Annotated in this window: 7 protein-coding genes; 2 read left to right on the top strand and 5 right to left on the bottom strand. The window is 55.8% G+C overall.

The window, feature by feature from the left end; all coding sequences use genetic code 11:
• Nucleotides 1-611: 611 nt before the first annotated feature.
• The 5 genes from hutI to WKK33_RS11020 form a co-directional block, all read right to left on the bottom strand.
• Complete coding sequence (gene hutI / locus WKK33_RS11000; protein WP_337933860.1) at nt 612-1,835, bottom strand: imidazolonepropionase; 1,224 nt, start codon at nt 1,833-1,835, stop codon at nt 612-614.
• Nucleotides 1,836-1,847: 12 nt separating this feature from the next.
• Nucleotides 1,848-3,341, bottom strand: coding sequence for a histidine ammonia-lyase (gene hutH / locus WKK33_RS11005; RefSeq protein ID WP_215758893.1), 1,494 nt, complete (start codon nt 3,339-3,341; stop codon nt 1,848-1,850).
• Nucleotides 3,342-3,358: 17 nt separating this feature from the next.
• Nucleotides 3,359-5,374 carry a urocanate hydratase gene (locus WKK33_RS11010; protein WP_337933861.1) on the bottom strand — a complete coding sequence of 672 codons (2,016 nt, stop codon included), beginning with the start codon at nt 5,372-5,374 and terminating at the stop codon, nt 3,359-3,361.
• 126 nt (nt 5,375-5,500) lie between these two features.
• Complete coding sequence (gene ftcD / locus WKK33_RS11015; RefSeq protein ID WP_337933862.1) at nt 5,501-7,210, bottom strand: glutamate formimidoyltransferase; 1,710 nt, start codon at nt 7,208-7,210, stop codon at nt 5,501-5,503.
• 233 nt (nt 7,211-7,443) lie between these two features.
• A complete protein-coding gene (locus WKK33_RS11020) occupies nt 7,444-11,436 on the bottom strand; it encodes a hypothetical protein (protein WP_337933863.1) in 3,993 nt (1,330 codons plus the stop codon).
• A 347-nt stretch (nt 11,437-11,783) separates the two neighbouring features.
• Between WKK33_RS11020 and WKK33_RS11025 the strand changes: the two genes are divergently transcribed.
• Entirely contained in the window at nt 11,784-13,223 is a 1,440-nt protein-coding gene (locus WKK33_RS11025) for a glycosyltransferase family 2 protein (protein WP_337933864.1), read from the top strand.
• Nucleotides 13,223-14,503, top strand: a complete 1,281-nt coding sequence (locus WKK33_RS11030; protein WP_337933865.1) for an MFS transporter — start codon at nt 13,223-13,225, stop codon at nt 14,501-14,503. Before WKK33_RS11025 ends, WKK33_RS11030 begins: the two co-directional genes overlap by 1 nt.
• Nucleotides 14,504-14,569: the final 66 nt, after the last annotated feature.

Below are 14,569 nucleotides of genomic sequence, written 5' to 3' on the forward strand. Positions count from 1 at the left end.
TGGCGGTCATTAGAAAATGACAAGAAACTTTTTCTAATGACCGATTTGGGTTTATTGAATATTCACGTTTGGGCCAATGAGATCATGAGAGTAATAGGTTCCGATAATCATACGTGCCTGTTGGGAAAGACTTTACGCCCCTACTCCACGCAGTATCGATTCTTTCCTTATGACTTAACCCCAAACCGGTCATTAGATTTCAATTCTTGTTAATGTTTGTTTAGAGCAGTTTGTGACATGCGCGTTGAAGGTATAGCGGACTATGTCGAAACGCGAATGGAAGCAAGATGCCGAAAGAAACGCTGACTAGTGTTGGAAAGAAACTATAATATCCTACCATTTCCCCTTTTGGGGTCTAATGACCGATTGGGGTTAAAAGGTTCTGTCCCCTCTTGTCATGTTGCCTGTCCAAGAATGTTTATGACGAAGATGCACATCCTATTGAGCCTTTGTCATTGTCTGCTCCGTAGCCCAAAGGCACGTGTTCACCTCATTGGACGATAACACTACTAAGATATCTAACGTTCAATAAGAATCAACCCCAAGAGGAATCACCTTTTATTATTGGTTGTGATGGCCTCTTGGGGTTTATTGTTATCGGGGATTTGTTCTTAGAAGAATGTGCGAGCGATCCACGGCGTGGTGTAGGCGTAAGGTACAAATGCCAATGATGGAACAGGCTTGGTCATGATAATGCCAGGTCGCTCACCACGACGGATGCTTCCGTGGGTAGACGATTGGCACATGGCCGCTGCGCCATTGATTGTCACCGCGTTCAAAGCCTCCTCGGGAAGGAGCCGCATCTTCATGCACGCCAAAGACATCACGAAGCGCATGTCGCCCGATGGCGTTGAGCCCGGATTGTAGTCGCTGGCCATGGCCACGGCCAATCCAGCGTTGATCATGGCGCGTCCTTTGCCATAAGGCATGTTCGAGAAGAACGACGTTCCCGGCAACAGCGTGGGTATGGTGTCGCTGGCCTTGAGCGCAGGAATGTCGTTGGCACTCATGTTTTCCAAGTGATCGACCGACACGGCCTTGTTTTTGATGCAGACCTGCATGCCCCCAACAGAGGCCAACTCATCCACATGCACCTTCGGTTTCATACCATATTTGGCTGCAGCGTTCAGCATGCGATCGGTCTCCTCGGGCGTGAAGAACCCCTTGTCGCAGAACACGTCTACGAAATCGGCCAACTTCTCGCTTGCCACAGCGGGCAACATCTCATTGATGACCAGGTCGACATACTCGTTCTGGCGGCCCAAATAATTGCGAGCCACGGCGTGAGCGCCCAAGAAAGTGCTCACCACCCGGATGGGAGAAGCCTCGGCAATGCGGCGGATAACGCGCAACATCTTCAGTTCGTCCTCCGTGTTCAAACCGTAACCACTCTTGATCTCCACGCAGCCCGTGCCCTTATCCATGATCTCATGCAGGCGTTCCATGGCTTGTTCGTAGAGCTCATATTCTGAGGTTTGGTGCAGCAGGTCGGCCGAATTCAGTATACCACCACCTCGTTTGGCCACCTCCTCATAACTGAGTCCACGCACCTTGTCTTCCCACTCGTGCTCACGGCTGCCTGCATAGACGATATGCGTGTGGCTGTCGCAGAACGCTGGCATCACCAATCCGCCATGCGCATCGACCACCTCGATGCAGTGTTCGTCTACGGGTAGCGTGTCCATGGTGCCGTAGTCCTCCACCGTTCCATTGCGAAGCGTTAGCCACGCATTGTCGAGTGAGTAGGTTTTCCCCATGTCGGCACCACAAAGGCGCAGACACGAGGAGGGTCGAAGACCGTAAAGGGTCTTGATGTTGATGATTCGTGTTCGCATGAATGCAATGGGTTATGGCAATTTCTCCGTTCTCAGGAACTCCACCGACTTGGCGATGTACGGGTACATCACCGTATCCTTGTCGATGAACGGCACCACCTTTCGGTAGTCCTCGAAGAGTTTCTCCACGATGGGCGATGACTTCAGCGGACGGCGGAACTCCAACGCTTGGGCAGCGTTAAAGAGCTCGATGGCCAGCACACGCTCTGTGTTGAGAATGACGTTATACAACTTGGTGCCAGCGTTGGCGCCCATGCTGACGTGGTCTTCCTGTCCCTGTGATGTGGGGATGCTGTCGGCCGACGACGGCATGCAGAGTGTCTTGCTCTGACTTACGATGCTGGCTGCGGTGTATTGGGGAATCATGAAGCCACTGTTCACGCCAGGATTGGCCACCAGGAAGCTGGGCAATCCACGTGTACCCGACACCAGCTTGTAGGTACGCCGCTCAGAGATGTTGGCCAATTCTGACATGGCAATGGCCAGGAAGTCCATCGGAAGTGCGATAGGCTCGCCGTGGAAGTTGCCTGCTGAGATAATCAGGTCTTCATCGGGCACCACTGTCGGGTTATCTGTTGTGGCGTTGATCTCCACATCCGTTACTTGCTGCACATAGCGAACGGTGTCTTTCACGGCACCGTGCACCTGCGGAATGCAACGGAACGAGTATGGGTCTTGCACGTGCTTCTTGGCTTGACGAATGAGTTCGCTACCCTCGAGAATGTGTGAGATATGCTCGGCAGTGTCGAGTTGGCCCTGATGGGGGCGCACAGCATGGACGGCATGATAGAACGGTTCGATGCGACCATCGTAAGCATCGAGCGACATAGAGGCGATATAGTCGGCCCAATTAGAGAGCTTTGTTGCCTGGATGATGCTCCAGCAGCAGAACGCACCCATGTTTTGGGTACCGTTAAGCAGTGCCAATCCCTCCTTCGAAGCCAGTTTGATGGGCTCCCATCCCATCATCTGCATGAGTTCAGCGCCACTCATCAGTTTGCCCTGATATTCCACTTCGCCTAAACCAACGAGCGGCAAGCAGAGGTGGGCCAGCGGCACCAAGTCGCCCGAAGCACCCACAGAACCCTGCATGTAAACCACTGGGTAGATGTCGTTGTTGAAGAAATCGATGAGGCGTTCAACGGTATCGAGCTTACAAGCCGAATAGCCGTAAGAGAGCGACTGAATCTTCAGCAAGATCATGAGCTTCACAATCTCGTTGGGAACGCGGTTGCCGATACCACAAGCGTGGCTCATCATCAGGTTGATTTGCAACTGCGAGAGTTGGTCTTCACCGATTGAGATATTATAAAGTGATCCGAATCCCGTGGTCACACCATAGATTGGCGTCTCCGAGGTCGCAATCTTGTTGTCCAAATACTCACGGCAACGCACAATGCGCTTACGCGAGTCGTCGCCCAGTTTCAGTTTATAGTTGCCGCGCAGAATCTCCCACACCTTGTCGAGCGTAAGGTGTCCAGCGCTTATTTCATGAATGTTTGCCATAATAGTCGTGTTAGTTATTAGAATGCTTGGTTAATAATGTCGTCATCGACAAAGTTGGGAAGAGTCACCTGGAAGTCGGGCGTCTGCTCCATCTGGCGCTTGATGGCGTCGATAGACCCCTCGTTGCGCGCCCATGAGCGACGTGCGATGCCGTTGTTAACATCCCAGAAGAGCATCTCCTTGATGTTGTTGCTGCTCTCGTCGCTTCCGTCGACTACCATGCCGAAGCCACCATTGATGACCTCGCCCCAGCCTACGCCACCACCGTTGTGGATGCTGACCCATGTGGCTCCACGGAAGGAGTCGCCAATAACGTTGTGCACAGCCATGTCGGCGCAGAACTGTGAGCCATCGTAGATGTTGCTTGTCTCGCGGAAGGGCGAGTCGGTACCACTCACGTCATGATGGTCGCGTCCCAACACCACGGGCGCTTTCAGGCGTCCGTCGCGCACAGCCTCGTTAAAGGCCAAGGCAATCTTGGTGCGTCCTTCACAGTCGGCATAGAGAATGCGTGCCTGCGACCCCACCACAAGATGGTTCTTGCCAGCCTCACGAATCCAATGGATGTTGTCGTCGAGCTGGTGCTGAATGTCCTCGGGAGCATTCTTGCGCTCCTCCTCCATCACCTCGAGAGCGAGATGGTCGGTGAGTGCCAGGTCGGCGGGGTCGCATGAGGTGCAAACCCAGCGGAACGGACCGAAACCATAGTCGAAGAACATCGGTCCCATGATATCCTGCACATACGATGGATATCTGAATGTGCCGTCGGCCTTCATGATGTCGGCACCTGCGCGGCTCGACTGCAAGAGGAAAGCGTTTCCGTAATCGAAGAAGTACATGCCGCGCTCCGACAGCTTGTTGACGGCTGCCACCTGGCGACGCAACGACTCCTCCACACGCTTCTTAAACTCCTCTGGATCGGCTGCCATCATGCGCTTGCTCTCATCGAGCGTCATGCCTACGGGATAGTAGCCACCAGCCCATGGGTTGTGGAGCGATGTCTGGTCAGATCCCAAGTTCACCTCTATGTTCTCCTCAGCGAGACGTTCCCACAGGTCGACCACATTGCCCACGTAAGCCATCGACACCACACGCTTGTCGGCGATGGCCTGTTTTGTGGCACTCATCAGTTCGTCGAGGTCATAGTGCATCTCGTCGACCCACCCCTGCTCGTAACGCTTCTGCGCAGCCTTCGGGTTGATTTCAGCCACGATGCTCACTACCTGGGCAATGTTGCCAGCCTTGGGTTGTGCACCGCTCATGCCACCCAGACCGCTCGAGACGAACAGCGGGATGGGATTGGTGGCGTGGCGCGACGGGTCGTGCATCACTCGACGTGCGGCGTTGAGCACAGTGATTGTAGTGCCGTGAACGATACCCTGTGGGCCGATATACATGTAAGAGCCGGCCGTCATCTGGCCATACTGACTCACGCCGAGGGCGTTCATGCGCTCCCAGTCGTCGGGTTTCGAGTAGTTGGGGATAACCATTCCATTGGTTACCACCACCCTTGGAGCGCGCTTGTGTGAGGGAAAGAGACCTAAGGGATGACCCGAGTACATGACAAGTGTCTGCTCATCGGTCATCTCCGAGAGGTATTTCATCACCAAACGGTATTGCGCCCAGTTTTGGAAGATGGCGCCATTGCCACCGTAGACAATGAGCTCATGGGGATGTTGCGCCACCTTGGGATCCAGGTTGTTCTGGATCATCAGCATGATGGCAGCAGCCTGCTCAGAGCGATGGGGATACTCGCTGATGGGGCGCGCCTTCATCTCATACGTGGGACGATAGCGATACATATAGATGCGACCATACTTGCGCAGCTCCTCAGCAAACTCAGGAGCGAGGTCGGCATGCAAATGCTTGGGGAAATAGCGCAATGCGTTGCGCAGGGCCAGTTGCTTCTCCTCTGGCTTTAGGATGTCCTTGCGCTTGGGTGCATGATTGATGGCAAAATCATAATCTTGCAATTCCGGCAAGGTGTCGGGTATGCCGACTCGAATGTCGGCCTGAAATTCTTCGAGAGTCATATAAAATGTGGTTTAGAAGAAGGCGGACACAATAATCCGCCCTCATTGTTGTTATCATTCAGTTTGATGGATAGTGGTACGTTCTCAATCCTGCGCCCATGGGCAAGCAGGTGGAACGAAGGGGTGTTAGGCGTCGATCTTGCCGTTTACGATGGCCAGAATCTCCTGTTCCATGCGCTCAGCTTTCTCCTCGTAGTCAGTTGCCTCGCTGATAAGCGCCTCGGCCACGGCCTTGTCGGCCAATGAAGCGGCGTTGATTCGCACGTTCAACGCAGCGCCTCGCACGGCGGCACGCGCAGCAAGAGCGCCCACACCAGCGTCGCTAACGCTTGCGGGGTTGCCCTCCTGGGCCATGGCCCGACAGAGATCGAACACCTCATACGAGCACTTCACGGTCTCCAACGGCACCTCAGCGGCATGACGGGTGGCCGTCTGGATGGCCTTCTTGCGAGCGGCCTTCTCCTCGTCGGTGCCCTTAGGCAAGCCAAAGGCAGCCATGATCTCGTTGAAGGCGTCGGTATCCTCGTCGATGAGGTGCATGAGCTTGTTCATGAGCTTTTGGCCCTCTTCAGCCTTCACGCTGAACTCCTGCCAACGATCATCCCATCCGCGCTTGTGTGCGGAGAGGTTGGCCACCATGGCACCGAGGGCAGCGCCCAGCGCTCCCATGGTAGCGGCGATGGTTCCACCGCCCGGTGCGGGACTCTCACGAGAGGTCTCTTCCACGAATTCCTTCACGGTCAGGTCGGCCAAACGCTTCACGGGCGTGGCGTCTTCCAACAGGTATTCGATGACCTTCTCGCGTGGGTTGAAAGGCTTTAGGTCGTCGAGACTCATCGACTTGATGGCTATCTTGATAATGTCTTCCTCTGGAATACCTACCGAGCGCTCCTGCTTCTCCAGGAAATAGGTGCCGGCCTCGATCAGCACACGCTTGGGAACCAGTCCCACAATTTCGGTGCCTGTGACGCGCACACCGCGTGCGGCTGCAGCGCGGCACACCTCGTCGAAGGCCTTGTGCAATGGCGTCACATTGATATTGGTGATGTTCATCGACACCTGGGCGATGCCATACTCATCGATAAACCAACCGATTGCTTTCGTGCCCTTAAGCGTTCCGGGCTGCATGATGGTTTTTCCGTTCTCATCCTTCAGCGGCTTGCCGGTCAGCTTGCCACCCTCGCGCATTGGACGGCCCTTCTCTCTAACATCGAATGCGATGGCGTTGGCCCTACGGGTCGACGTGGTGTTCAGGTTAAAATTGACAGCGATGAGGAAATCGCGAGCGCCCACTGCCGTGGCGCCCGTCTTGGCCAACTCCTCATCCCAGGGACGAGCACCGAAATCGGGTGCCTCGGCGGGATTGTTGACACGCTCTGCCAGACCCTCGTATTCACCCTTACGGCACACGGCGAGGTTGCGGCGCTCAGGCTTGAAAGCGGCTGCCTCATAGCTGTAGCAAGGCACTTTCAGTTCGTTGGCTATGCGCTCAGCCAAGCGGCGTGAGAGTTCGGCGCACTCCTCAAGGGTCATGCCACTCACGGGAATCAACGGCAACACGTCGGTGGCTCCCATACGTGGATGTGCTCCGTGGTGCTCCCTCATGTCGATGACACGTGCGGCTTGTGCCACAGCGCGGAAGGCTGCCTCACAAACGGCGTCGGGTTCTCCGACGAAGGTCACCACCGTACGGTTGGTTGCCTCACCCGGATCAACGTCGAGCAACATAACTTCCTTGACGCTCTTCACAGCATCAACAATCGAATTGATTTTCTGCATGTCGCGTCCTTCACTGAAGTTGGGCACGCACTCAATGATCTTTTTACTTAAAGCCATAGGTAAATAGATGTGTTTTGTTACTAGATTTTACGATTTCAAAATTATAATTTTTCTTTGAGAACCACAAATAAATATGCGGGAAAAACAACAAGGGCCCTTCTTTTCATGGATTATTCCATTTCAAAGAAGGGCCTTTGGCTATTGCAGCTATCATTTTAACCCCAATGGGCCATTAGACGAAATAGGAGAAACAGTAGGCTGTTATTGATTCTCTACTACTCTTGTCAGCGTTACGGATGGCTCACAAATTTCTTTCCACCTTTTATATAAAAGCCATGCTGTGGACGATTGATGCGCTGCCCCATCAGGTTGTAGATGACATCGGCGTTGGGGCGCACATCCACGCGTACCACATTGGCTATGCCATCGGTTACCTTTTCGAGCAATCGCACATGGTCCACATACAGTAAGGTGTTGTTAGCTGCACCTACCGACTTGTCGCTCTGATAGCCCACGCTGACCACAACCTCAGCGGGTTCGTCGAGGTCGATGTCGAAGGGCATCACGGTCCATGTGTTGGCCACCTTCGGATAGGCATATCGCTTTTCACCGTTGACCACCACACCCGTCAGACTGGTGTTGTTGTTGCCGCCGCTTGTGGTGATCGTGCGACCGTCGTTGCCCGTTTGGTTGGCACACTCATACTTCATGTCGAGCAACAGGCGATAGCTTCCGGCAGGCAGCGTGATGGTCTGCGTAATGGCGTTGGCGCCCGAATCCCATGAGTTGAGCACCGTCAGGCAGCGCACGCCGCAACTGTCATCGGCCACGGGTTGGGCTGTGCGGGCGGCATAGTTGCCCACCGACGAGGGACTGACGCAATAGAGCGTCTGGCTGAATGGCATCGAGTACATGCGGCAGAACTTACTGCCGGCGTTGAGCTTGGTGGCTGAGGCCCATCCCTTCACGGGCAACACGTTGGGCCATTTGCTGCTAATTGCCGACACCACATTGGTGTAACAGTCGGCGTAGGTCACACCGCTCGCCGTGACATTCTTGCTTCGTGCGCCATAGGTCTCGTCTTGCTCGAAGTTGGCATTTGCCAGATAGCGGTCGGTTACGTCAGCGTATCCGTCGATGAGCGTGTCGCCGACCGCTTCGGGAAAAGGGATGTTTTCCACCACCAGTTCGCCCTCAACGAGACTTACTTTCACATCGCCTTTCACGGCGACAGCCTTCTCAACCACCTTGCCCTCATGGGCAGCCCTCACCGTTACGGTTTGTTTTGCGCCCTTGTTGTTGCGGATAAAGATGGCCTTTGCGGTGGAATCCTGCTTGGCGGTGACATCGCTGCCCGTCACAAAGAATCGTATGGGGCAAGCCACGCTGTTGTTTTGCTCGGCCACAAAGGTAGCCTCGGCCACCTCACCGCCTTGGATCTTGGTGGCCACGGGGAACACCGGAGCGCCAAGCGAGGTGCCAACGCCCTTGAGCGTAGCCTTTTGCACGCTGCAGAAATTGCTCATCAGCAGGTAGCGAACCGAGTCGGGATCGGCTGCGATCACGCCGTTCCATCCCTCGGGCAGCAGGTCGCGCAAGGCCACCAGGCCAGCGTTCATGCTGCGTGTGGTGGTGGCGTCCACATTGCTGTAATACACAATGTTACGACGATCGACCACTGTGCCGTTCTCGAACGCACGGCTTTGCGTGTCGTAGGCAGGGTAAATCTTCGACGTGAGCACCGAATTGTTGTTGGCGCGGTCGCCAAACGCCATCTTCTTGTTGTTGGGAGCCACAATGCCCAAGGCGTTGTCGATGTTCACCCAGTTGGTCTCGAAGGTGGTCAGTTGGGAGCCGTCGAGCTGCTTCACGCCCTCTTCGGTGTAGAGGGTGCGGCGTGTGCGCGTCAGCGTATCGGTGCTGATGGCCATCAGTCCACCTTGCTCGCGTGTGATGGTGCCATTGGCCAGTCCGGTCACATAGTCGAGATAGATGACGGCATTGCCCGGTGTGGAATAAATGGCGAAACGGTTGTCGAGCGTAGTCTCGTTGGTGGAGATCTCGCCATTCATCGTCCACGCCTCACCGTCGAGTTGGTAGATGCCGTTCACCACGGGTGTGGCGTTGGTCTTCTTGCCGTTCACGGTGTACCAACCGAGGAAGTTGCCCGTGTTGTTGGCCTTGAAGGGAACGATGATCTTGTTCTTGTCGACCGAGTTGGCGGCGATGTAACCTGTGTAACTGGTGATGCCCGGCGCCCACGAGAAGGTGGTGAAACGGTCGCGGGTATAGCCTCTCACAATGTTCTGTGCGGGTAAAATCTTCGCTGCGCCGTAACGCTCACGAAAATTGTCGAACGTGCTGGGCGTCAGGTCTGCCGTGGTGTTGGCCTCGTGCATCAGCCAGGTCATCATCACACGGTGGGCCTCCACACCCATGCGGCGGGCGCCAATGTCGGAGCGGAGCAGCCATGAGCCGTCGTCGGTGGTTTGCTGGCGTGCCTTGATCATCTTGTAAGCGAGGTTCTCGAGCATCAGGGCGTCGGCGTCGCGCAGGAAGCAGGCGTTGGTGGTATAGCTCGTAATCTGGTCGTAGAGGAACAGGCTCCAGTCGTTGCCGTTGGGCATGGCCAGCTCGCCATCGGCCAGGGCCAACCAGTTGAGCACCTCTTTCTGCACCGCGTCGTTGTTGTGCATCAAGGCGTTGGTCTTCCATTTCTCCGTTCCGTGGAGCGTGTTTTGGAAGAGTTTCAGGGCCAATGCGGCCTCGCCCAACTCCTGGATGACCACGTTCTGGTAGGAGGTGTGGAAATAGTTGTGGTTCTGCAACGTGTAGTCGTCGTAGAGATTCTGGCCCTTGTAGAGGTCGGCCACGGTGGCGTTGTCGTAGTCGGGGTCGACCACCGTGTGGTTATTGGCGTCGTTGCGGTGGCTATAGCTGTTGATGGCAAACTCGCGCAGACGTGCGAACCACTTGGGAGCCAACTCGTCGTTGGGGAACAAGCCAAGTGTGGCGGCCAGCACATCGGCCTCCCAACCATTCTCCTCGGCCTTCGTGTCGCCAGCGTAGCCGGTGGGGATGGTGCGTCCCAACTCGTAGTTGCACTCGGCCTTTAGCAACGCCTTGACGTAGCCCTTCTGCGCATCGGTGAGCTCGTCCCACTGGAAGAAGGCCGAATAGGCCACCGACATGGCCCATAGCGAACTCTCCCACACGTTGTCGGAGGTGCTGGTGGAGCCCCAATAGTTGTTGCCTGCGCACACCTTCAGGCGGTTGGCCTTATGGGTTGAATAGGCGAAGACGAGGCTCTTGCGCGCCATATCTTGCAGGTCGGTCCACGTCACCCCCTCGGGCAGCGTCACCTTGTCCTTGCCATATTTCACCAGGAAGGCGGCAATCATGCCCAGGTCGGCGTTCGACCGCACACCATCCTCGTTGGCCTGCATGGTGGAGTTGCTCTTGAAGCATCCGCACGCCTCGCCCACGCTGTTGGGTGCGGCGCAGTCTTGGAAATCGTTTTTCAGGTATTTGGCGAAACGACCGAGCATCTGCAGGAGGTCGCCCTTCATCGTGGCCTCGTCCACAAAGTCGGCGGTGATGACGCCCTCGGTGATGCTCTTCACCGAGTCTACTTTCTCTGTCGGGTCGACGTAGCCCTCAGGCAGACGCGTCAGGCGGAAGTTGTCGATCATGAAGCAACTGCCACCCGACAGCCAATCGACCTGCAGGCCGATGCTTACATTGCCCTCGGCAGTGGTGGTGAACGTCACGCCCATTTCCTCCCAGGGCATGGTGGCGAAGCATGAGGCCTCGCCCTTGGTGAAGGTGAGCGACGTGCCCTTGCCCTCGGCGAACAGACGCATCGATGAGGCGGCGGCGTTGGCGTAGGCGGAGCGCACGTTGGCGGTCAACTTATAGGTTCCGGCCGGTAGGTTCGCCAACGTTTGCTTGAGCGTGGTGGCATTGGTGGCCCATCCCATACGCATGTAGAAGGCTTGGTTGCCGTCGGCCACGGTGGTTACCTTACCGAAGTTGTTGTCGGTGTAGCAGGCCGGGGTTACGATGAGCGAGGCGCCCATCGCGCTGGAGTTGGTTACGGTCCAACCCGAGGGAGCGTTCGCCTTGTAGCCACGCAGTCCGTCGGCGTTGTTGTTGACAACCGTCAGCGTCGCTGTGTTGTCGGCCTCAAACGAGGGGTTGTTGACATAGCTCGCTGTCACGTCGGTCTGTGCCGAGGCCGCAGCCGACAGGGCAAGTGCCAATAACAAAAATGATGTTTTCATATCCATCTGAATGTTGTTTGCTTGTAGATGAGTTTCAGTTCCAATGGGGTCTTCCCACGATCGCCATCGCAGGTTTAGGTCAGCCCTGAGGGCTACCCATTGGGTTCATGATGCAAATTTAATGGAAAAAAACGAGATTCGGCCTTCGTTTCCGCTTTATTTCGTCTCTACACCTATTATTAAGGAATACCGACGGGGTCTATTCGTTGGCCTTTTAGGTGATGCGTGACAGAAGGAAATACGCGAAGAGGAGTAAAAATGTGGTGGATGAATTAGGGTTATCGATTATTTTGTGTACTTTTGCATGGTATAAAAATAACACAACCTGAAAAACAGAATTGATTCTTATGCACCATCTGATAGACTGTTTCCTGCCTTGCAGCACGCAAGAGGAAAATGAGCGCAACCAGCAATGCCTGCAACAGGACATTGTGAACGAAGTGAATTTCCTTTCTTCTTCCATGACCGAGAGCGCCACATGGAAGGCCATCGCCGCCAAGGCCAAGGCCCCCTACTCGCTCGTTTACCTGAACCGCCAGTTCATCCAATTGGGTTACCTGGCGCTGGAGCGCATGGTGAACGTGGCCGAGATGACAGGTGCCGGCATGCTCTACGCCGACCACTATAAGCTGACGGCCGACGGTCGCCGATTGGAGGCGCCCACCATCGATTACCAACAGGGCAGTCTGCGCGACGATTTCAACTTCGGTAGCGTGGTGCTCCTGAAGACCACCGCCTTGCAGGAGGCCGCCCAGCGCATCACCGCCAATTACCAGGCCGCTGGCTTCTACGACCTCCGCCTGAAGTTGTCGGAGGCGCAGTCGCTTGTTCACGTCAACGAATATCTCTATTCGGAGGTGGAGCTCGACACGCGCAAGACGGGCGAACGCCTCTTCGATTATGTCGACCCGAAGAACCGCCAGTCGCAGGTAGAGATGGAGCAGGCTTGCACCGAGCATCTCAAGGCCGTGGGCGCATACCTCGCGCCGGGTGCCTACAAGCCCATGCGTGTCGACGAGGGAGCGTTCCCCGTGGAGGCCAGCATCATGATTCCCGTGAGAAACCGCATACGCACCATCAAGGACGCCCTGACGAGTGCGCTCAACCAGAAGACCTCCTTCGCCTACAATGTGTTTGTGGTGGAGAATGGTCCCGAGTGCCATTCCACCGACGGCACCACCGAACTGGTGGAGGAGATGGCTCGCGCCGACGAGCGTATCGTCCACATCGTGACCGACCGTCGCGACCTGGGGGTGGGTGGCAGTTGGAACCTCGCGGCCCACGACCCTCGCTGCGGCCGATTCGTTGCCCAACTCGACTCCGACGATGTGTATGCCGACGAGAACACGCTGCAAAAGATTGTCGACGCCTTCCATGAGCAGCAATGTGCCATGCTCATCGGCGCCTACACGCTCACCGACATCCACCTCAACGTGTTGCCCCCGGGCGTCATAGCCCATAAGGAGTGGACACCCGAGAACGGTCGCAACAACGCCTTGCGCATCAATGGCCTGGGTGCCCCGCGCTCGTTCTATACGCCGGTGCTGCGCGAGATCAACCTGCCCAACACCAACTATGGTGAGGACTATGCCTTGGGCCTGGCCATCAGTCGCGATTACATGATTGGTCGTCTCTACGACCCCATCTACAACTGCCGCAGATGGGACGACAACTCAGATGGCGACCTGAGCACCGAGAAGGAGAACCGCAACAACGTTTACAAGGATCGCATGCGCACGTGGGAACTGATGGCCCGCATTGCCAAGAACCGCAAGAACCAAGCATGATGAATGAGCGCAACGTTTCGCCATGGGCATGGATCCCTACGGTCTACTTTGCCGAGGGACTGCCCAATGTGCTGGTGATGGTGGTCTCCGTGACCATGTATATGCAACTGGGAATGAGCGACACCGAGATTGGCATCTACACCGGATGGTTGCAGTTGCCGTGGGTGCTCAAGTTCATTTGGAGTCCGTTTGTCGACCTCTATCGCACCAAGCGCTGGTGGGTAATCATCATGCAACTGCTGATGGGCGCCTCGTTGGCGGGCGTTGCCTTTACGCTCAACACGCCCTTCTGGTTCCAGGGCACCATGTGCTGCTTCTTCCTCATGGCCTTCCTCAGCGCCACCCACGATGTGGCGGCCGATGGCTATTACATGCTTGAGCTCGACGAGCACCAGCAGAGCCTGTTTGTGGGCATACGCAACACGTTCTACCGCATCGCCGTCATCTTCGGACAGGGTGTGCTCATCGCCTTGGCGGGTGTGTTGCAACGCTACTGGAGCGACAACAAGGCGTTTACGTGGAGCCTCATTTTCTATGGACTGGCGGCTCTCTTCATCATGCTTTGGTTGTGGCACGGCTACATCCTGCCCCATGCCAAGGCCGACGCTGAGCGCCCATCGAACGCCCACGAGGTGCTGCAAGGATTGAAGGATACGCTCGTCACCTTCGTCACCAAGGTGCCATGGCGGTCGTTTGTGTTCGTCTTGCTGTTCCTCTTGTTCTATCGCCTGCCCGAGGCCATGCTCACCAAGATGTGCGCCACGTTCCTGCAACGTCCCGCCTCGGAGGGTGGACTGGGGCTCTCGCCCATCGAGTTTGGCATTGCCAACGGCACCGTGGGCCTTGCAGGACTGCTGTTGGGCGGCATCGTGGGAGGATGGTTGGCCTCGCGCGACGGTCTGAAGCGTTGGCTATGGCCATTTGTTTGCGCCATCACCTTGCCCGATGCTGTTTATGTTTACATGAGTTACGCGTTGCCCACCAACCTCGTGTTCATCAGTTCTTGCCTCTTTGTGGAGCAGTTTGGCTATGGCTTGGGCTTCACCGCGCTCACCCTTTACATGCTCTATTACTCGCAAGGCAAGTATAAGACGTCGCACTATGCGCTCTGCACGGCCATCTCGTTCCTCGGACTGATGTTGCCGGGCATGGCCAGCGGATGGCTGAAGGACCTGTTGGGCTACCAGCATTTCTTCATCGCCGTGATGCTGTTCTGCATCGTTACGTTTGCCGTTACGGCGTTTATCAAGATCGATCCGGCCTTCGGAAAGAAAGAGTAATGATCCATTCCTAATTACTAGTGATGCGATATTAATCGCTTAACTATAGTTATATATTTGATATTT

The sequence above is a fragment of the Hallella sp. genome, from assembly GCF_037460745.1.
Lineage (GTDB): Bacteria > Bacteroidota > Bacteroidia > Bacteroidales > Bacteroidaceae > Prevotella > Prevotella faecis.